Below are 19,108 nucleotides of genomic sequence, written 5' to 3'. Positions count from 1 at the left end.
AACACGGGTGCAGTGTGCACGTGCTTCGGCGGTCGTGAATCGTGGCGATCAGCTTGTCGTAGGTGCGCATGATCAAAGGCTCAAAAAACAAAAACCCCGGAGGGGGTGCCGTCCGGGGTTCAGGTGGAAAGACGGCGTTTGCTAGATAAGGACGCGAGCGAAGAAGGCAAGGCGCACAGCCTTGGCTTCGATGGTCGCTTGGGTCACTTGATGGGCAAACATGATTCGTCTCTGTGAAGGCTGCGGATTTTGAACGATCGACACACCTGCGCGCAAGGACTTTGTTGGCATCACACCATTGCGCAAAGTTGCATCAATCGTCGCCCGCGCATCACTTCTCGGCCACGGCCTCGACCTGGATGCGCAGGTCCACGTTCATCTTGAAGCCCCAGTCCTTGCCTGCCGCGAGGCCGAAGTCGTCGCGGTTGAAGGTGCCCACCGCGTCCGCCCCGCACAGCTCGCGCTTGAGCATGGGATGCGGCACGCACTTGAGCTGGTTGATCTTCAGCGTCATCGGCTTGGTCACGCCGTGCAGCGTCAGCTCGCCCACCACTTGCGTCGGCACGCCGTTGGCAGGTGCATCGAACATGCCCTTGAAGGTGGCCTTGGGGTTCTTCTTCACGTCGAAGAAGTCCTTGCCCATGGCCCACTTGTTGAGCTGGTCCTGGCCGAAGTCGATGGCCGCGAGGTCGATGGCGATGTCCACCGTGCCGGTGCCGGCCGCCTTGTCGTAGACGATGGTGCCGCTGTTCTTGTTCATCTTGCCGCGCCACACGGAGATGCCCATGTGGTCGGCCTCAAAGCTCGGGAAGGTGTGGGACGGATCGACCTTGTAGGTCACCGGTGCCGCATTGGCCGTGGCGGCGATGAAGCCGGCAGAAGCGATGGACAGCAGAAGAAGGGTCGAGTAGCGCATGGGAGCCTCCGTGAAGTGGGTGGGATCATAGAGGCGCCGCTTTGCTTTTTCGAGGCCTCACGATTCCACGACGAACCAGCCGCCGTGGAATCGACAAGGCCGAAACAATTTCTTTCTCAGAACCAGACTTCGAACTGCGCCCCCAGGCTGGTGGCGTGGCTCTTGTCCGTGGGCAGGCTGTTGGCCGCATCGGCCGAGGCCGCCGCGTTCCACTTGCCGAAGGTCGCATAGACACGGAACTCCGGGCGGCTCCAGAAGTCCGCCGCCGGGGCGATGGCCGGGCCCAGGGTCAGCTTGTCCACGTGCTGCTTGCCGCCGGTGGGCGGGGTCTTGCTGGAGATGCCCAGCTCAGCCAGCAGCTTGACGTTCTTGCTCACCGCATACGAGGCACGGCCGCCCAGGCTCATCTCCTTGGTCTCGCCGGCCGGCTTGGTGGTCTTGGCCAGCATCAGCAGGCCCTGGCCGCCCAGCGGGCCGACCTGCCAGGTCGGGCTTTCCACCAGGCGCCAGGTTTTCACTTCCGAGCCTTCCGTGGCCACACCGAACGAGCCGTTGATGTTCGCAGACCCCTGCGCGTACTGCAGCATCAGCTCGTTGGCGCCGCCCAGGCCGAGGAAGTTCGACTGCGTGTGATGCAAGTTCAGCGCGATGCCCGACTTGCCGCCGCTGAAGTCGCCGCGCGACAGGCTGGCGTTCACGCGCAGCTTGCCATCCGGATTCACCTCGATGCCCGACCAGTCCATGTGCAGGCGGCTCGAAGGCATGGTGCCGTCGGCGGCTGCGCCGTCGGTGCGGAAGTAGGCCAGGCCGAACTTGCCCACCGGAATCTTGATGTCATCCACGCCCGCACCCACGCTGCCGGCGCCCGGCTTCCAGAACCAGGTGTCGACGATGTGCACGCCCTGGTTGGCGTAGTAGAAGCGCTTGCCGGCCCAGAAAGTGGCCTCGGGCAGGAAGTCCACGCCCTTGATGGTGCCGAAGAGCTGGCCGATCTCCAGCCGTTCGGAGCCGCTGTCGGTGGCACCGTTCCACAGGTCGGTCATGATCACCGCGCTGGCCTCGATGTTGTCCACCTTCATCGGCTGCGACAGGATGAGCTCGGCGTAGATGTCGCATTCGTTGCCCAGCCGGTACTTCAGGCCCGGGTCGGCGATGCCGTAGCACTGCCGTGCATGGCCCTTGCTCGTGGACCCCGGTCCGGCACGGAAGTAGCCCGACGCATCGACTGCGTTCGCTGCCTGGGCTGCCGCCAATGTCATGGCGCACAGGCCCAGCCGTGCGCACCCCTTCATGAGTTGGTTCATGTTTCGTCTTCCTCGTGGTGTTGTGAGAATCGTGGGGACGAGTTCGCCCACGCGCAGGCCCCACGCCGCGCGTCGGATGTGGAAAAGGTGATGGGAGGGGAAGTGGCCTAGGCCAGCTTCAGGAGGTCAGGCGTGGACCGGACCCTCGGGGTGCAGGCGCCGGTAGGCGCGGCCCTTGGCGTCGAACACGTGCAGCACCTCGGGCGAGGCGTGCACGACGATGGCGCCGTCCATGCGCAGCCGGGTGTGGCCGCTGCCGCGCACCACCAGCTCGTGGCCGGCCGCGGTGCGCAAATAGATGAGGTGGGATTCGCCCAGCTGCTCGACCAGCGTGATCGTGCCGTGCAGCAACGTGCCTTCGACGGCACAGGCTTCGGGCATCACGGTGAAGTGCTCGGCGCGGATGCCGATCTCCACCTCCTGGCCTTCCTTCATGCCCTCGCCCCAGACCATGGCGAACACCGGCCGGCCGTCGGACAGCTCCAGCTCCACGCCGTCGTCGCGCACCGCCTTCACGCGGGCGGGCAGCAGGTTCATGGTGGGCGATCCGATGAAGGTCGCGACGAAACGGTTGGCGGGTTGCTGGTAAAGCTCCAGCGGCGATCCAGCCTGCTGGACGCGGCCTTCGTGCATGACGACGATGCGGTCGCCCAGCGTCATCGCTTCGGTCTGGTCGTGGGTGACGTACACCATGGTGGCTCCGAGCTCCTTGTGCAGCCGCGCGAGTTCGATGCGTGTCTTCACGCGCAGCGCGGCGTCGAGATTGGACAGCGGCTCGTCGAACAGGAAGAGCCGGGGATTGCGCACGATGGCGCGACCGATGGCCACGCGCTGGCGCTGGCCGCCCGAAAGTTCTCGCGGCAGCCGTTGAAGCAGGTGATCGATGTGCAGGGCCTTGGCCGCGTCGGCGATGCGCCGGTCGCATTCTTCGCGGCTCGCACCGTGCAGCTTGAGGCCGAAGGCCATGTTCTGCCGCACCGTCATGTGCGGGTAGAGCGCGTAGCTCTGGAACACCATCGCGATGCCGCGCCGGGCCGGCGGCAGGTGGTTCACCACCTCGCCGTCGATGCGCAGCTCGCCTTCGGTGATGTCTTCCAGCCCGCACAGCATGCGCAGCAGCGTGGACTTGCCGCAGCCGCTCGGTCCCACGAGCACGATGAGCTCGCCGTGTCCGATGGACAGGTCCACACCCTGCAGCACTTGCGTGTCGCCGTAGGTCTTGGAAAGATTGGAGAGTTGAAGTTGGGCCATGGGTCAGGCTCGCTTACTTGACGGCACCCGCGGTGATGCCGCGGATGAGCTGGCGCGACGACAGCGCGTACAGCACGAGGATGGGCAGCACGGCCAGCGACAGCGCGGCCAGCACCGCGTTCCAGTCGGTGGCGAACTGGCCGATGAACTGCTGCACGCCCAGCGTGATGGTCTGCGTGCCCTCGGACGGCGCGAGGATCAGCGGGAACCACAGGTCGTTCCAGATCGGCACCATGGTGAACACGGTGACGGTGGCGACCGCAGGGCGGATGAGCGGCAGGATGATGCGAAAGAAGATGGTGAACTCGCCCACGCCGTCGCAGCGCGCCGCGTCCTTGAGCTCGCCGGGCACCTGCTGGATGAACTCCGACAGGATCATGATCGCCAGCGGCAGCCCCTGCGCCACATAGACCAGCACCAGCGCGGTCAGCGTGTTGACGAGGTCCAGCGCGACCATGGTCTGCAGGATGGACACCGACCCGAGGCGGATGGGCACCATGATGCCGAAGGCGAAGAAGAGCACGAGCCAGCGGTTGCCGCGAAAACCGTATTCGGTGAGCCCCCAGGCGGCCATCGCGCCGAACAGCAGGATCAGCGCCAGCGACACGCCGGTCACGAGCGCGCTGTTGGCGAACATGCCCAGCACGGAGGCGTTGGACAGCACCTTCAGGTAGCCCGCCACGCTGAAGCTGGCCGCCGCGGGTAACGCGAGCGGGTCGTCGAAGATGGCGCGCCGCGTCTTGAACGAGTTGAGGATGACCAGCAGGATGGGGCACAGCACCAGCAGGCTGTAGCCGCCCAGCACCAGGTGCACGAAGGTGGAGCGCGCCATGGCGGCGGCACGCAGCCCACCGTGCGATGCAGCGCGGTCCGTGGAAGGAGAAGACATGATGACCGCGCTCACAGTGCGAAGCGCTGCAGGCGCCGTTGGATGACAAAGAAGTACAGCGCCACGCCCGAGAGGATCACGAGGAACATCAAGGTGGCCAGCGCCGCGCCCATGGTGGCGCTGCCGACTTGCGACTGGTAGCCGAAAAAGGTGCGGTAGAACAAGGTGCCCAGCAAGTCGGTGCTGAAGTTGGGCCCGGCCGAGGCGCCCTTCACCGAGTAGATGAGGTCGAAGGCGTTGAAGTTGCCCACGAAGGTGAGGATGTTCACGAGACCCAGCGTGGGCAGGATGAGCGGCAGGCGGATCTGCCAGAAGATGCGCCATGGGCTGGCGCCTTCCACCTGCGCGGCCTCGATCACGTCATCGGGAATCGCGATCAGCGCGGCGTAGATGAGCATCATCGGAATGCCCACGAACTGCCACACCGAGATGAGCGCGATGGTGGGCAAGGCGGTGTTCTCCATGCCCAGCCACGGCCCGAACCAGTCGGCCAGGCCGAAGACGCCGAGGACCTTCTCCGCCAGGCCCCACAGCGGCGAGAGGATGAGCTGCCAAGTGAAGCCGATGATCACCACCGACAGCAGCGTGGGCAGGAACAGCACGGTGCGGTACGTTGCCGCACCACGCACGCCCTTCAGCGACAGCAACGCCGCCAGCAGCAGGGCCACCGGGTTCTGCACCAGCGTGTGGATGCCGAAGAACACGATGTTGTTGCGCATCGCATTGCGAAAACTCTCGAACCACTGCGGGTCGAAGAGCAGCTTCTGGAAGTTGGCGAGGCCCGCGAAGGCCACGCCCCCATGCTCGTCGGTCGCGTAGAGCCCGAGACGCAGCGTGTCGGCCAGCGGCCAGGCGCTGAAGGCGCTGTAGATCAGGAACGCCGGCGCCAGGAACACCAGCACATGCCAGCCGAAACGCTGCTTCATGAGGTCAGGACTCCACGCGCTCGATCACTGGCCCTGCTGGGGCGCGTACCACTTGGCAAAGCCGGCCTGGATGCGCTGGCCTGCGTCCTTGGGCGTCATCTTGCCGTTGAGCACCTGCGAGTTCACGGTCCACAGTTCGTTTTCCATGCTGGGCTCGCCGCGGCTCATGATCTGCGCGTTCAGCCGGATGGTCGACTTGCAGGTGTTGCGCCAGCCGAGCATCTGCCTGGCCACCGGGTCCTTCACGTCAATGGCATGCTTGGACAGCGAGAAGAAGCCCGTCACCTTGTTGGTGTAGAGGTCGGCGAATTCCTTGGACGCCAGCCAGTTCAGGAACACCTTCGCGTCGGCCTTGTTCTTGCCCTTGCTGTTGATGCCCATGCCGATGTCAGTGTGGTCGCTGATGTAGCAGGTGTCGCCCGCCTTGCGCACCGGCGGCGGGAAGGCGCCGAAGTCCAGGCCGCCTTCCTTCTGGTAGAAGGCGATGTCCCACGAACCGGTCGGGATCACCGCGGCCTTGCCGGAGCTGAACAGCGTCTGCGAGTCGCCATAGGTCTGCGCCTGGTAGCCCTTGGGCAGGTAGTTCGCCCACTTCGCCATCGTGGCCCACACATCGGTGAACTCGGGGTCGGTGAACTTCTTCTTGCCAGCGATGAGCGCGCGGCGTCCTTCTTCGCCATGCCAGTAGTTGGGGCCGATGCCGGTGAAGACGATCTGGTTGGCCTCCCACTGGTCGGCGGTGCCCAGGTCCAGCGGCGCGGCCTTGCCCGAAGCCTTCACCTTGTCGAGCACGTTGAAGAACTCGGCTTCGGTGGTGGGCGGCGTGAGACCCAGGTCCGCGAAGATCTTCTTGTTGTAGAAGAAGCCGTGGATCACCGAGGCCATGGGCATGCAGTAGGTGTCACGGCCGTCATCGGTCTGCCAGGCCACCTTGGCGGAGTCGGGGAAGTTGGCCAGGCCCGCTTCGCCGTTGAGCTTGTCCAGCCGGCCCTTCTTGTACAGGTCCAGCGACACGTCGAAGGGGCGGCAGGTGATGAGGTCGCCCGCGGTGCCGGCGGTCAGGCGGGCGCTGAGCACCGAGTTGTATTCCGGCGGCGCGGTGGGGGCGAACTTGACGCTGATGCCCGGGTGCGCCTTGCTGAAGGCCGGCAGCAGCACTTCTTCCCACAGCGCCTTGTCGTCAGTGCGCCAGCTTTCGATGATGAGCGTGCCGGCCTGGGCGCGCATCAGGGCGCAGGTGCCCAGCAGGGCTGCGGCGGCGATTCGGATCGATGTCTTCATGTCGAAAGTCTCCTGGTCGTGTGTCCGTGAAGTCGCGGGTGTTGCAACGCGGGGCGCAAGGTAGCATCGCGATCCATGTGACACGAGGGTTGTGCGGCTCTCGTTCAAGCCAGCGCTAAGTGCTTGTGCACACGAGGAAAAACGCCATGCGGCGAAGGGCAGCGATCACGCTTCATTACATGGACCGGCCAGCCCGCCTGTGCAGCGCCATGGGGTGCCCTTGCGCCCCGGACTTACACAACATTGCAATTCCTCAGGCTTTGAAAGGCGCACTGCGGCATGGGCGCCGTGCCCTGGCTCTCATACTGCTGGCTGGCATGGCAGCAGTCGCACATTCGCAGTCCCTGGACGTCTTGCATTGGTGGACCTCCGCGGGCGAACGGCGCGCGGTGGATGAACTGGTGCAGCAGCTCGACAAGCGTGGCATCGCCTGGAACGACGCGGCCATTCCCGGCGGCGGCGGCGTGGCGGCGGTGAAGGTGCTGAAGAGCCGCGTGCTGGCCGGCGACCCGCCCGACGTGGCGCAGGTGATCGGCCGCACCCTGGCGGACTGGGCGGACCTGGGCCTGGTGCTGCGGCTGGACGACGTGGCCCTGCGCGGCAAATGGTCGCAGGTGATGTTCCCGGTGGTGCTGCAGGTGGCCAGCCACCAGGGCCGCGTCGTGGCCGCGCCCCTGGGCGTGCACCGCATCAACACGCTGCTCTACAACCAGAAGCTGTGGTCGCGCCTGAAGCTGCCCGCGCCTCGCACCTGGAGCGACATCGAGGACGCGGCCACGGCCTTGCGCGCCGCCAAGCTGGTGCCCATCGCCTGGAGCGACGAACCCTGGCAAGTGCTGACGGTGTTCGAGGCCATCTTGCTGGGCGATGCCGGCCCCACGCTCTACGCGGAACTGGCCACCGCCAGGCGCTGGCAGGCCTGGCAGGATCCGCGCGTGGCCAAGGCCCTGGCGCGGCTGCGCTGGCTGCGCGACCTCAACGGCGACAACGTGGTCGAGCAGCGCTGGACAGCCGCCTCACGCCAGATCTACCTGGCCCAGGCGGGCATGCAGTTCATGGGCGACTGGGCCCGTGGTGAGCTCATGGCCTGGGGCGCCGAACCCGGCACCGACTTCGGCTGCGCAGCCGTGCCCAACACCGACGGCATGCATCTGTACAGCATCGACACCCTGGCCATGCTCGTGGGCAAGAAGCACCGCGACGCGGACCAGGAGCGGCTGGCGGACATCATCACCCAGCCGGCTGTGCAATTGGCCTACAACAAGGCGAAAGGCTCGGTACCTGTCCGTACCGACATCGACGTACAGCAGCTCGACGTGTGCGCCCGCGATTCCTGGCAGACGCTCTCGCGGCCCGGCAGCGTGCAGGTGCCCAGCATCGCGCACCGCATGGCGGCGGACGAATCCACCAAGGACGCGCTGGCCGACGTGCTGCACCGCTTCGTGAAGAACAAGGGGCAGAGCCCCGAACAGACCCAGCAGCGGCTCGCCGCCATCGTGCGCGCCGCCTCACGACAACCATGACCACGGCACCCCGCAAGCGCACCATCCTCGCGGTGGACGACGACCAGAAGACGCGCCACCTGCTCAAGCTCTACCTGGAGAAGCACCAGTACGTGGTGCAGCTCGCGCACGACGGCGCGAGCTTCCGCAATGAATTCGAACGCTACAAGGACGACCTCATCCTCGTCATCCTGGACGTGATGCTTCCCGACACCGACGGCTTCGCGCTGTGCCAGATGGTGCGCAACCGCTCGGCGGTGCCCATCATCATGCTCACCGCGAGCTCCGACGAGACCGAGCGCATCGTGGGGCTGGAGCTGGGTGCGGACGACTACATCGGCAAGCCCTACAGCCCGCGCGAACTGCTGGCGCGCATCAAGGCGATCCACCGGCGCACCGGCATGGCCGACGCCGCGGGCGCACCGCGCTTCCTGCGTTTTGCGGGCTTCTGCCTCGACCGCCTGGAGCGCACGCTCAAGGGCCCGGACGGCGCACAGATCACGCTCACCGCCATGGACTTCGACCTGCTGCGCATCTTCGCCGAGCATGCCGGCGAAGTGCTCGACCGCTCCCGCCTGATGGAGCAGACGCGTGGCCGCGACCTCGGCCCCATGGACCGCTCGCTGGACGTTCAGATCAGCCGATTGCGCCAGCGCCTGGGCGACGACGGCAAGCAGCCTGCGCTCATCAAGACCGTGCGCAGCAGCGGCTACGTGCTGTCGGTGGAAGTCAGCGCCAGTCATGAGTGACACGCCGCGCTGGCGCGACCGGCTACTGCCGGACACGCTGCGCGCCCGCGTGATGCTGATGATGGTGGCGGGCGTCCTGCTGAGCCAGCTGCTGGGCACGGCCATCTGGGCCTGGCAGCTGCGGCAGAACGCCCAGCGCGATGCGAAGGAGGCGGCGCAGCAGCTCGCGGTGAGCGCGGCCGGGTCGATCCGCTTCTTCCGCGACCTGCCGGCGCAGTACCGGCCCATCCTCATCGAGCAGCTGCGTACCATGGGCGGCACGCGCTTCTTCGTGAACGTGAACCGGGCGCACGTGATGGTGCCGGCGATCAACGATTCATCGCTGGCGTCCGCGGTGACGCGGGCCGTGCGCGAGCAGATCAATGCGGAACTGTCGGGCAGCGCGACGGCGGATGCGGCCTTCGCGTGGCCGGACAACCTCGCCGTGACCGACGATGGCCGCCGGCTGAAGGACCTGCCCGACAACTGGGTCGAAGGCTCCTTGCTGCTGCACTCGCGGCCGGCGCCGCTCCTGGTGATCCAGACCGAGTTCGAGCCCGGCGGGTGGCTGCTGCTGGCCACCACCATGCCTGACCCCTACTTCCTCGACAACGCCGACCCGCTGCCACGCGACCGGCTGCTGCTGCAAGGCGTGACGCTGCTGACGGTGCTCGGCCTGGTGATGCTGGTGGCGCGCGGACTCACCCGGCCGCTGCAAGTCCTCGCGCAGGCGGCCAGCGCTTTCGGCAACGAGATGCACTCGAACCGCGTCGAGGAAACCGGCACCCGGGAACTGCGCGGTACTGCCCGCGCCTTCAACGACATGCAGGCCCGCATCCAGCGCTTCGTGGACGACCGCGAGCGCTTGTTCGCGAGCATCTCGCACGACTTGAAGACGCCCATCACGCGGTTGAAGCTGCGCACCGAACTGCTGGACGACGATGCCCTGCGCGCTGATTTCCATGAAGACCTCGATGAGCTCGACGTGATGGTCAAGGGTGCGCTGCAGACGGTGAAGGACACGCAGATCCACGAGAACATCGCCGACGTGCGGCTGGACCGGCTGGTGGAGCGATTGACGGCGACGGCGATTGCATCGGGGGCGCAGATCAGCGTGGACCTGCCCGAGATGACCGTGCTGGGCAAGCCGCTGGCGCTCAAGCGCGCGTTGGGCAACCTCATCGACAACGCCTTGCGGTACGGGCAACGCGTGGAGGTGTCAGGCCAAGTGGGCGATGACGCGGCCAGCGTCATCATCCGCGACCATGGCCCTGGCCTGCCCGAGGGGTCGCTGGAGGAAATCTTCGAGCCCTACGTGAGGCTGGAGCATGGCCGCGAGATGCATCGCGACGGATCAGGCCTGGGGCTGGGCATCGCGCGCGGCATCGTCGCCGAGCATGGTGGCGAGCTGGGCCTGCGCAACCATCCCGAAGGCGGACTGGTTGCGACGGTCCGATTGAAGCGGCAGCCTGCGGCCAGCTAATGCCTGGCCCGCAGCCTGGCGAAGCAGGCCACCAGAAGGCAACCCACCAGCATCATTGCGACCGTGGCCGGTTCGGGCACAGCCGCCGCGTCGAAGTGCACGGCATTGACCTCCACGCCAACCCAGATCTTCTCCGCCGCATTGGCAAAGGCAGTGCCGAACTCCGGCAGCGCCGAGGCGTCCAGGTGCAGGCTCGACGGGTCCAGCCCCGTGAAGAGGCTGCCCGACGCCCCTGTCAACGAGAAGATGGCGCCCTGGTACTTCGGGATGAAGTCCGTGAGAAAGGTGGCCGACTGCCCGCCCGCACCGCCTGCCGGGTTGTCCAGCAAGATGACGCTCGCATCGGCGGTGTAGGCAAAGTGCTGGTCCTTGATGTCGTAGGTCACCAAGTAGATGCTGCCCGGCCCGTTGACGTAGTACGCATAGTCGACGCCGCCGACCTGGAACGTGGGGTTCACCACGTCGAGGCTGAAGGTGCCGGTGACGGGCGCGCCGTCGTAGAACCCGATGGGCCGGGGCGCTGGAAACGGCAGCGGCAGCTCGCTTGCGTGCTCGATGCCGGAAAACGATCCGCTGACATGGAAGGCCATGGCGTTTTCTCCCTGTGTGGTGGGCGCCGACTGTAGCGAGCCGTGATGGCGCACCGTTTCGGTTCCCCTGCCTCCAGCGTGGCTTGTCGGCCGATCGACTGTTGCGATTTCAGGAACCGCGCGTTGCCGAATGCCGCTCTTATGGCCGCCAGTCCTGTCCCTACCTTGGAACTACCCAACCAAACACATGAGGTCTTCCATGGACTCCAAGCTCAGCACCCTCTTCCAAGCCGTCGTCGTCGCCGCTGCACTGACGTCCGGCGCCGCCTTCGCCGCCGATGCCGACCCGGCCCTGCAAACCTACAAGTCCGTCGTGCTGGGCGACAGCGCGGCCAAGCGCGACGTCTCGATTTTCGTCGACGAAGACGATGCCGCGCTCGGCCCTTATGCGCACTACCTGATCCACCACGGCGTCTCGCGCGACGCCGCCGTGGCGGCGGCAAAGCGGGTGGACCGCTCGGCAACGCGCGTGGACGAGGTGTCGTCGCGCGAGGTGTCGCTGAGCCCGGTCGAGCTGTATCGCCGCGCCGTGCTCAAGGGCTGAACGCCCGCGCGCTCAGGCGCGCAGCGCGGCCGGAAAGTTCGTGGATGCCGAGAGCGATTCCCACGTCGCCATCTCGCGCTCCACGAAGGCATGCTTGTCGCGGATGGTCTGCAAGGTGTCGGTTCCCAAGGGGAGCCGCATCGCAGGCGCCTGCGATTCCACCAGCGTGATCAAGGCCTGAGCAAGACGCTCGGGATCGCCGGGCTGGTTGTGATTGATGCGCGTGGCCGCTTCGCGCACCGCTCCGCTGCTGGGCGCATAGTCGGCCAGCACCCGAGGCGATACCTCGAGCGAGCGGCCATCCAGAAAGTCGGTGCGGAAGTAGCCCGGTTGCACCGTGGTCGCATGGATGCCCAGCGGCGCCAACTCGGCGTGCAGTGCCTCGGTGATGCCTTCGACTGCAAACTTGGTCGAGCAGTACAGGCCGAAACCTGCGGACGACTGGTAGCCGCCCAGTGACGACACGTTGACCACATGGCCGCGGCGCCGCTGGCGCATCGATGGCAGCACGGCACGCGTCACGTTGAGCAGGCCGAACACGTTGGTCTCGTAGAGCCGGCGCACTTCGTCGGCGGTCGATTCCTCCACCGCGCCCAGCAAGCCGTAGCCAGCGTTGTTCACCAGCACATCGATGCGGCCGAAGCGCGCCAGCGCAGTCTCGACGGCGTGCGCCGCCTGGGCCTCGTCGGTCACGTCCAGCGTGACGGCCAGGAACGACGGATGCTCGCTGCTGAAGCGTTGCATGAGCGGCCGGGTGTCGCGTGCCGTGGCCACGACGATGTCGCCGTGGGCGAGCACGGCCTGGGCGATGCGCTGGCCGATGCCGCGCGATGCGCCGGTGATCATCCAGACACGCGGCGAGTGGGTTGGTGAAGCTGTCATGGCAGCCGGTTCCTTGGTGGTGGTCGATGGCCGTCAATGTAGGCATCGGATTGATCGTCGACTAGCCCATAATCGATTCATTGATCATCAAGTGAATCGTGACAATGGCCTTCAACGAACTGCGTGCGATCGCCACCTTCGCGAAGGCCGCGGAGCTGGGCAGCCTGCGGCGCGCCGCCGTCGCGCAGGGCATCACGCCGCAGGCCGCCAGCCAGGCGCTGTCGCAGCTCGAAGCACACCTGAACGTGCGGCTGTTCCATCGCACCACGCGCAGCCTGAGCCTCACCGAGGAGGGCAGCCGCTTCCTGGAAGCCGCGCAGCCGGGCCTGGCCGCATTGCATCGCGCGTTGCACGTGGTGCGTCGCGATCGGGAAGCCATCGCAGGGCCGCTTCGCATCACGGCGCCGCGCTCGGTCATGATCCCCGTGATCTGGCCGGTGCTCGACGAGTTCTGCCGCAGGCATCCGGGAATCGAACCCGACGTGCATCTTGACGACCGCATCGGCAACTGGGTGGACGACCGCATCGACGTCGGCTTCCGGGCCGGGTCGCCGCCGAGCGAGGGCGTGATCTCGCGTGAGCTGCTGCCCTTGCAGCTGGTGGTGTGTGCTTCGCCGTCCTATCTGAAGCAGCACGGCACCCCGCGCAGCATCGATGACCTGTCTCGCCACCGCTGCAGCGGCTTTCGGCACCCCGGCACCGGCAAGCTGATGCCCTGGGAATTCAAGGTGGGCCAGGAGGTCGTCGCCGTCGATGTCGCGTCGGCGGTGAACGTGAATGACGTGGACCTCGAGGCGGATGCCATCGTCGCGGGCCACTGCATCGGGCAACTGGTGGGCGTCACCGCGGCGCCGCTGGTGCGCAGCGGCAAGCTCGTACCCGTGCTCGCCGCGCACGTCACAGACCACCTGCGCTTGCACCTGTACTACGGCAGTCGCGTGGCGCAGCCCGCGCGCGTGAGGGCGTTCATCGACCTGGTGGTCGAGCAGGTGGCTGGCCGTGCAGGGTTGTTCGTGCTGGCGGACAAGGAGTTGTCGGTGCGCCGCGGCCGGGCGGGCGCGAGGAACTGAAGCCTGCGTGCCTCGTCCTCATGCATGATGGGCGGCGTTGCGAATCCTGCGAAGGACATCCGATGCCCTACGAACTCCTGGCCAACGCGGTGCTCACGCTGCACACCGCGCTGGTCCTCTTCGTCGTCGCCGGCCTGGTGATCATCGTTGCCGGCAACCTGCTGGGCTGGCGCTGGGTCAACGCGCTGTGGTTCCGGCTGCTGCACATCGGCACCATCGGCATCGTCGTCGCTGAATCGTGGCTGGGCATCGAATGCCCGCTCACGACGCTGGAGAGGTGGCTGCGCGTCCAGGCCCATGCCACTAGCTACCAAGGCAGCTTCATCGAGCACTGGCTGCAGGCGGTGCTGTTCTGGTCGGCACCGGCGTGGGTGTTCACGGTGGCGTACACGGTCTTCGCGCTGGCGGTCGCGGCCGCCTGGTGGTTCTTCCCGCCTCGGGTGGGGTTGCGCGCACCTCGCGCCGCCGTTGATGCCGAGTGCTGATCCTGGCCGCCCACCGCCTCCTGTCCGCGACCACGCAACGCGGCGTCAACACAACTTCACATCCGGAGACAGTGACCTGATAGCCTGCGCGTCCAAATCAAACCACCAGGAGGACCTGCATGCATCCCATCATCCAGAAGACGTTCGGCGGTCTGGCGCCGAGCTACTACTTCCGGCATTTCGTTTTCGGACTCATCTTTCCGGCGATGTTCTTCTTCGCCATGTCCAGGTCGCCGAACCCGCAACCGTTGGCGGCCTACGTGATCCTCGTCGTCAACACGCTGCTGTATCCGTATGCACGCTTCGTCTATGAAGGCGTGGTCGGCTTCTTCATGGGCGACACCGTGCTCATCGTGAACCTGTTCCTGATGCTGTTCGTGAAGGTCATGACCATGGCAGTCTGCTGGGGCGGGGCGCTGTTCATCGCGCCCATCGGCTTGCTGTACTTGTTCATCCACCACAGCCGCGCCGCCAGGGGCTAGCACGTCACGCGGTGATCTGGCCACCCAAGCCGAAGGCCTGCCTCATCCGATCGAGATAGCCAGCGTCGTCTGTCCCCGCGCGCATCGCCAGCAGGGCTTCGGCGTCTGCACCCGCGACATAGCGGACTTGCCGTGTGCCATCGGTCGCAGCGGTGAAGATCACTTCGGCGGTTTGCTCCGGCGAGGAATACCCGCCGCGGCGGCTGCCCCAGGCGGCCATGGCCTTGGCGACATTCGCGGCATAGGGGTGGCTGTCATCGGCGAAGGTCACCGACAGCGAGCGGCCAGCGAAGTCGGTGGCAACACCGCCGGGCGCGACGAACTTGGCGCGCACGCCGAAGTCCGCCAGCTCGTGATTGAGGGCCTCGGTGAAGCCGACCACGGCGTACTTCGCCGAGTGGTACAGCGAGTTGAACGGCAGCGTCGTGAGGCCACCGACCGAAGCGATGTTGACGATGACGCCAGCCCCCTGGGCACGCAGCGTCGGAAGCACCGCCCGGGTGACATTGAAGACGCCGAAGACATTGGTGGCGAACTGCCGCTCGATCACCGCATCGCTGGCCGGCTCGAAGGGCCCGAACAGGCCGAACCCGGCGTTGTTGATGACGACATCGAGGCGACCGAAGCGCGACAAGGTGGCGTCGACCGCCGCCTTGATCGAGCCCTGGTCCGTGACGTCAAGGGCGTGGACCAGGACCTTGGGCAGTCCGGCGAGATCGCCCGCTTGGTTGGGGTCGCGCATCGTGGCGACCACCTGCCAGCCCGCCTGGGCAAAGCGATGGGCGGCGGCTCGTCCGATGCCGGAGGAACAGCCCGTGATCAGCACAGTCTTGGGAGAGGAACGATCGGTGGTTTGCATTTACGCCTCCTTTTGGCGAAAAACAATTCGGTTAAAGATCAAAAAAAGCAGGGCTCAGGCCCTGATGGCATCCCAGCAGATCTGGAAGCCGCTCGCGCGAGTGTCTTCATCATCCGGCAGATGGCCTCTGCTGACGAGGACTGCCGTCTCCTTCGCCAGGCCCATGACCGTTGCCGCCAGCAAGGGCGGCGGCACCTGCTTGAGCTGCTCGCTCTTCTGTCCTCCGACGAGGAGTTCGAGGAACGGCGCCGTCATGCGCTGGCCGAGCGCACAGCTGGTTTCGCTGAGGTATTCGGAGTGGTAGTACTGCTCGAGGAACGCCACCTGCTGCTGGTTCTCGATGCGGTTGTCGACGATGTTGTTCCAGATCAGGCGCAGCCTGGACTTCAGAGAGGCCGCCGGATCGTCATTTCGGCTGTAGCGGGTGACGGTGGCGGTCTTCGCCTTCTGGTACACGTCGTCCAGCAGGTCTTCACGGGACTTGTAGTAGACGTACAGCGTGCTGGTGGCCACACCGGCCTCGCGGGCGATGTCGGCCAGGGTCACGGCCGCCAAGCCGTGGCGCGCTGCCAGCAGGTAGACCGCTGCAGCGATGGCCTCGACCTTTTTCTCGTCCTTGGGCTTCATGATGAGGTCATCATACATGAATTTTTATTCGGTTAAAAGCAATGCTGCTTTGCGCAGCGATGAAACCCGAAAGATGAGTGAGCCTGGGCGCAGTTCGTCGCCAGGCAAAGGCAGGCCAGAAATGCAAAGGCCAACCGACAATCGGTTGGCCTTGAAACTGGTGGCCAAGGGCGGAATCGAACCACCGACACGCGGATTTTCAATCCGCTGCTCTACCAACTGAGCTACTTGGCCGTGAGCCGGCGATTCTAGCAGGCTTTTTAGGCGATCCTTTTCAGCCCCCGCCGCGCTTGTTGCGGGACAAGTCCACGCCCAGCTGCTTGAGCTTGCGGTACAGGTGGGTGCGCTCCAGGCCGGTCTTCTCAGCCACGCGGGTCATGCTGCCGTTTTCCTGGGCCAGGTGGAACTCGAAGTAGCTCTTCTCGAAGGCGTCTCGCGCCTCGCGCAGCGGCCGGTCGAGGTCGAAGCTCTGCTCGGCCTGCGGGCCCAGCGACAGGGGAACCACCGGCGGCGTGGGCAGGCTGCCCACCAGCACGTTGTCCATGGGGTGGTGGTTGTCCAGCCGCGAGAGGCTGCCGGGCGCCGCAGGTGCCGGCCGCGCGCTGGGCTTGGCCAGGCCTTGCTCCACAGCGCGCAACAGCTTCTGCAGGGTGATGGGCTTTTCCAGGAAGGCCATGGCACCGTGCTTGGTGGCTTCCACCGCGGTGTCGATGGTGCCGTGGCCGCTCATCATGATGACGGGCATCGTCAAGAGGCCGCCCGCGCTCCATTCCTTCAGCAGCGAGATGCCGTCGACATCGGGCATCCAGATGTCGAGCAGGACGAGGTCGGGGCGCACCCGTTCGCGGCAGGCGCGGGCTTGCGCGGCATCTTCGGCAAGCTCGACGCTGTGGCCTTCGTCGGTGAGGATTTCCGACAAGAGGGCACGAATGCCCAGTTCATCGTCGACAACAAGAATGTTGGCCATGGACCTTTTCGTGGACTCAGTGCGCCGGGGCTTGCGCCCCCGGTGCGGCGGCCTGCGGCGCGGAGACGGCGGCGTCGGCAGGCGCGAATTTTGCGAATGATAGCGAGACTTGCGCCCCTGCCACCGCCGCCTCGGTGGGCTCCCCCTCCGAACGTGGGGCGCTGACGTTGGCCAGGCGCACCCGGGCACCGTGCTCGTCGGCGATCTTCTTGACCACCGCAAGCCCCAGGCCCGTACCCTTAGACTTGGTGGTGACGTAGGGTTCGAACGCGCGCTTGAGCACCTTGTCGGCGAAGCCAGGGCCGTTGTCCACCACCTGCAGGCGCACGGCGCGCACGTCGCCGCTCTCGGTGCGGGCGACCTCGGTGCGCACCAGCACGCGGCCCACCGGCTTGTCGGCCACGGCGTCCAGCGCGTTCTGCACGAGGTTGTGGATGACCTGGCGCAGCTGCGAGCCGTCGCCGAGGATGGCCGGCAGCCCCTGCCCCAGCTCGCAGTGCAGCACGCCCGACTCCTGCGCGGCGGCGTACAGCTGCAGCACCTCGCGCACCAGGGCGTTGAGGTCCAGCGGGCGCAGCTGGGCGGCCGGCAGGCGGGCGTAATCGCGGAATTCGTTGACCAGCGTCTTCATGGCCTGCACCTGCGCGACGATGGTGCCCACCGAACGCACGAGCATGGCCTGGTCGGTGCCTTCGAGCTTGGGTTCGAGCTTCTGCTGCATGCGCTCGGCCGACAGCTGGATGGGCGTGAGCGGGTTCTTGATCTCATGCGCCAGCCGGCGCGCCACCTCGCTCCACGCCGCGCTGCGCTGGGCGGACACGACCTCGGTGATGTCGTCGAACACCATCAGCCGGGCATGCTGCGGCATGGCCGCGCCGCGCACCAGCAGCGTCAGCGTGTCGCGGTCGGAGGCGGTCTGCAGCTCGAAGGAGTCCTGCCACTGGTCGCGCTCACCGGCCTCGGGACTGGCGGCATGCAGCTCGAAGCGCTGCTGGATGGACTGGGCGAAAGCCTCCAGGCCAGGCACCTCTTCCAGCCGCCTGCCGCGGTAGGCCGACAGCGGCAGCTTGAGGATGCGCGTGGCGCCCGGGTTCACCGTGTCGATGGCGCCCTCACGGTCGAACACGATCACGCCGGCGGTCAGGTTGTCGAGGATGGTCTGCAGGTTCGAGCGGGCGCTTTCCACCTGCGCCACGCTGCGCTCGACCATCACCCGCGCTTCCGAGAGCTGCTCGGTCATGTCCGCGAAGGACCGCGTGAGGCCGCCCAGCTCGTCGCGCGAGGCGAACACCGGCTTGGCACTCAGGTCGCCTTGCGCCACCTCGCGCACGCCCTGGGCCAGCAGCAAGAGCGGCCGGGCGAGCTGGTTCGACAGCGTCACCGCCAGCAGCAAGGCGCCGAACACCGCGAGGATGAGCGTGAGCGTGAGCGTGCCGATGTACATCTTGCGCAGGCCTTCGCGGCCCAGCGCGCGCTGCTGGTACTCGCGGTAGGCCGACTGCACCGCCAGCGCATTGGTGGACAGGGCCGCGGGCAGCGGCTGGGTGACCATGAGGTAGCGGTCCTGCTGCGCCAGGACGAAGTTGGTGCTGGGAATGAAGGCCAGCGCGCGGATTCGCGCACCGCCGGGCTGCGCATCGTCTTCCAGGCCTTCGAGCTGGCTCACGACGCGGGTGGTGCGTGCATTGCGCAGGAGCAGGCCGGACGGACGATCGGGCAGCAGCGACCCGGTGGCGCTGCCCGCCGAGAGGATGATCTGCCCGCCCGCGCCGACGATGGCCACGTCCTGCGCCGAGAGCTGCTCGCGCAGCCGTTCCAGCGCCAGCGGTGCGATGTCGCGCTGCTCGCTGCTGGGCCGGTCGGCCAGGCGTTCGGCGGCGATGCGGGTCTTGTTGGCCAGGTCGTTGACCATCGTGTCCAGCGTGCCGCGGCCCAGGTTCAGGCCGGCATCCAGCGCGCCTTCCACCTTCACGTCGAACCAGCTCTCGATGCTGCGCGACACGAACTGGTAGCTCACGGTGTAGATGAGCACGCCCGGCAGAACCCCCACGAGCGCGAAGATGGCTGCCAGCTTGAGCAGCATGCGGCTGCCGAACTTGCCGCGCTGCACCCGCACCAGGAGGCGCACGGCAGCGATGCCGATGACCAGCACCAGGAAGCCGGCCACCGTCACGTTCACCCAGAACAGCCACGGATAGTGCCGCTCGTAGAAGGCGCGGTTGTTGGTGGCGATGGACAGCAGGAACGACAGCACCAGCACTGCGCCGGTGATCGCGACCAGCGAAATGATCCAGGCCCAGCGGTTGGCTTTGGTCATTTCAA

Annotated in this window: 19 protein-coding genes and 1 tRNA gene; 7 read left to right on the top strand and 13 right to left on the bottom strand. The window is 66.4% G+C overall.

All coding sequences use genetic code 11. The features are described 5' to 3' along the window. Nucleotides 1-331: 331 nt before the first annotated feature. From DZC73_RS22870 to DZC73_RS22845, 6 genes are all read right to left on the bottom strand, one after another. Nucleotides 332-916, bottom strand: a complete 585-nt coding sequence (locus tag DZC73_RS22870; protein ID WP_124542698.1) for a YceI family protein — start codon at nucleotides 914-916, stop codon at nucleotides 332-334. A gap of 116 nt (nucleotides 917-1,032) precedes the next feature. Beyond that, nucleotides 1,033-2,220, bottom strand: a complete 1,188-nt coding sequence (locus DZC73_RS22865; RefSeq protein ID WP_124542697.1) for a maltoporin — start codon at nucleotides 2,218-2,220, stop codon at nucleotides 1,033-1,035. A gap of 126 nt (nucleotides 2,221-2,346) precedes the next feature. Then, nucleotides 2,347-3,471, bottom strand: coding sequence for an ABC transporter ATP-binding protein (locus tag DZC73_RS22860; protein ID WP_124542696.1), 1,125 nt, complete (start codon nucleotides 3,469-3,471; stop codon nucleotides 2,347-2,349). Nucleotides 3,472-3,484: 13 nt separating this feature from the next. Next, nucleotides 3,485-4,303, bottom strand: a complete 819-nt coding sequence (locus tag DZC73_RS22855) for a carbohydrate ABC transporter permease (protein ID WP_235835256.1) — start codon at nucleotides 4,301-4,303, stop codon at nucleotides 3,485-3,487. A gap of 68 nt (nucleotides 4,304-4,371) precedes the next feature. Further along, on the bottom strand, nucleotides 4,372-5,286 hold the full coding sequence (locus DZC73_RS22850) for a carbohydrate ABC transporter permease (protein ID WP_124542694.1): 915 nt from the start codon (nucleotides 5,284-5,286) through the stop codon (nucleotides 4,372-4,374). 24 nt (nucleotides 5,287-5,310) lie between these two features. Further along, on the bottom strand, nucleotides 5,311-6,567 hold the full coding sequence (locus DZC73_RS22845; protein WP_124542693.1) for an ABC transporter substrate-binding protein: 1,257 nt from the start codon (nucleotides 6,565-6,567) through the stop codon (nucleotides 5,311-5,313). 317 nt (nucleotides 6,568-6,884) lie between these two features. Here DZC73_RS22845 and DZC73_RS22840 point away from each other — a divergent pair, with 317 nt between their 5' ends. The 3 genes from DZC73_RS22840 to DZC73_RS22830 are packed head-to-tail and all read left to right on the top strand — an operon-like array spanning nucleotide 6,885 to nucleotide 10,280. Then, nucleotides 6,885-8,090, top strand: coding sequence for an ABC transporter substrate-binding protein (locus DZC73_RS22840; RefSeq protein WP_161974707.1), 1,206 nt, complete (start codon nucleotides 6,885-6,887; stop codon nucleotides 8,088-8,090). Beyond that, nucleotides 8,087-8,818 (top strand): response regulator, encoded by a 732-nt coding sequence (locus DZC73_RS22835; protein WP_124542691.1) that lies wholly within the window; start codon nucleotides 8,087-8,089, stop codon nucleotides 8,816-8,818. Before DZC73_RS22840 ends, DZC73_RS22835 begins: the two co-directional genes overlap by 4 nt. Further along, complete coding sequence (locus tag DZC73_RS22830; protein WP_124542690.1) at nucleotides 8,811-10,280, top strand: ATP-binding protein; 1,470 nt, start codon at nucleotides 8,811-8,813, stop codon at nucleotides 10,278-10,280. Before DZC73_RS22835 ends, DZC73_RS22830 begins: the two co-directional genes overlap by 8 nt. Here DZC73_RS22830 and DZC73_RS22825 read toward each other — a convergent pair. Further along, complete coding sequence (locus DZC73_RS22825; RefSeq protein WP_124542689.1) at nucleotides 10,277-10,870, bottom strand: PEP-CTERM sorting domain-containing protein; 594 nt, start codon at nucleotides 10,868-10,870, stop codon at nucleotides 10,277-10,279. The two genes, DZC73_RS22830 and DZC73_RS22825, sit on opposite strands and share 4 nt — an antisense overlap. A 199-nt stretch (nucleotides 10,871-11,069) precedes the next feature. On the opposite strand from DZC73_RS22825, the gene DZC73_RS22820 reads away from it, so the two are divergent. Then, nucleotides 11,070-11,414, top strand: a complete 345-nt coding sequence (locus DZC73_RS22820) for a hypothetical protein (RefSeq protein WP_124542688.1) — start codon at nucleotides 11,070-11,072, stop codon at nucleotides 11,412-11,414. Nucleotides 11,415-11,426: 12 nt separating this feature from the next. On the opposite strand, the gene DZC73_RS22815 is transcribed toward DZC73_RS22820, so the two are convergent. Further along, nucleotides 11,427-12,296, bottom strand: coding sequence for an oxidoreductase (locus DZC73_RS22815; RefSeq protein WP_124542687.1), 870 nt, complete (start codon nucleotides 12,294-12,296; stop codon nucleotides 11,427-11,429). Between the two features lie 104 nt (nucleotides 12,297-12,400). On the opposite strand from DZC73_RS22815, the gene DZC73_RS22810 reads away from it, so the two are divergent. From DZC73_RS22810 to DZC73_RS22800, 3 genes are all read left to right on the top strand, one after another. After that, nucleotides 12,401-13,366, top strand: coding sequence for a LysR family transcriptional regulator (locus DZC73_RS22810; protein WP_124542686.1), 966 nt, complete (start codon nucleotides 12,401-12,403; stop codon nucleotides 13,364-13,366). Nucleotides 13,367-13,428: 62 nt separating this feature from the next. Then, on the top strand, nucleotides 13,429-13,851 hold the full coding sequence (locus DZC73_RS22805; RefSeq protein WP_124542685.1) for a DUF2784 domain-containing protein: 423 nt from the start codon (nucleotides 13,429-13,431) through the stop codon (nucleotides 13,849-13,851). A gap of 119 nt (nucleotides 13,852-13,970) precedes the next feature. Next, nucleotides 13,971-14,333 (top strand): hypothetical protein, encoded by a 363-nt coding sequence (locus tag DZC73_RS22800; RefSeq protein ID WP_124542684.1) that lies wholly within the window; start codon nucleotides 13,971-13,973, stop codon nucleotides 14,331-14,333. 4 nt (nucleotides 14,334-14,337) lie between these two features. Here DZC73_RS22800 and DZC73_RS22795 read toward each other — a convergent pair whose 3' ends face one another. From DZC73_RS22795 to DZC73_RS22775, 5 genes are all read right to left on the bottom strand, one after another. Further along, nucleotides 14,338-15,192 carry an SDR family oxidoreductase gene (locus DZC73_RS22795; RefSeq protein WP_124542683.1) on the bottom strand — a complete coding sequence of 285 codons (855 nt, stop codon included), beginning with the start codon at nucleotides 15,190-15,192 and terminating at the stop codon, nucleotides 14,338-14,340. Nucleotides 15,193-15,246: 54 nt separating this feature from the next. Then, complete coding sequence (locus tag DZC73_RS22790; protein ID WP_124542682.1) at nucleotides 15,247-15,837, bottom strand: TetR/AcrR family transcriptional regulator; 591 nt, start codon at nucleotides 15,835-15,837, stop codon at nucleotides 15,247-15,249. A 140-nt stretch (nucleotides 15,838-15,977) separates the two neighbouring features. Further along, nucleotides 15,978-16,053, bottom strand: a tRNA-Phe gene (locus DZC73_RS22785). A 40-nt stretch (nucleotides 16,054-16,093) separates the two neighbouring features. Continuing rightward, on the bottom strand, nucleotides 16,094-16,786 hold the full coding sequence (locus DZC73_RS22780; RefSeq protein WP_124542681.1) for a response regulator: 693 nt from the start codon (nucleotides 16,784-16,786) through the stop codon (nucleotides 16,094-16,096). A gap of 16 nt (nucleotides 16,787-16,802) precedes the next feature. Beyond that, nucleotides 16,803-19,103, bottom strand: coding sequence for a sensor histidine kinase (locus tag DZC73_RS22775; RefSeq protein ID WP_124542680.1), 2,301 nt, complete (start codon nucleotides 19,101-19,103; stop codon nucleotides 16,803-16,805). Between the last annotated feature and the right edge of the window lie 5 nt (nucleotides 19,104-19,108).

The organism is Rhizobacter terrae, from assembly GCF_003852895.1.
In the GTDB taxonomy this organism is placed as follows: domain Bacteria; phylum Pseudomonadota; class Gammaproteobacteria; order Burkholderiales; family Burkholderiaceae_C; genus Albitalea; species Albitalea terrae.
The sequence above is the reverse complement of the archived record's forward strand: the minus strand, read 5'-3'. Positions and strand labels throughout refer to the sequence as shown.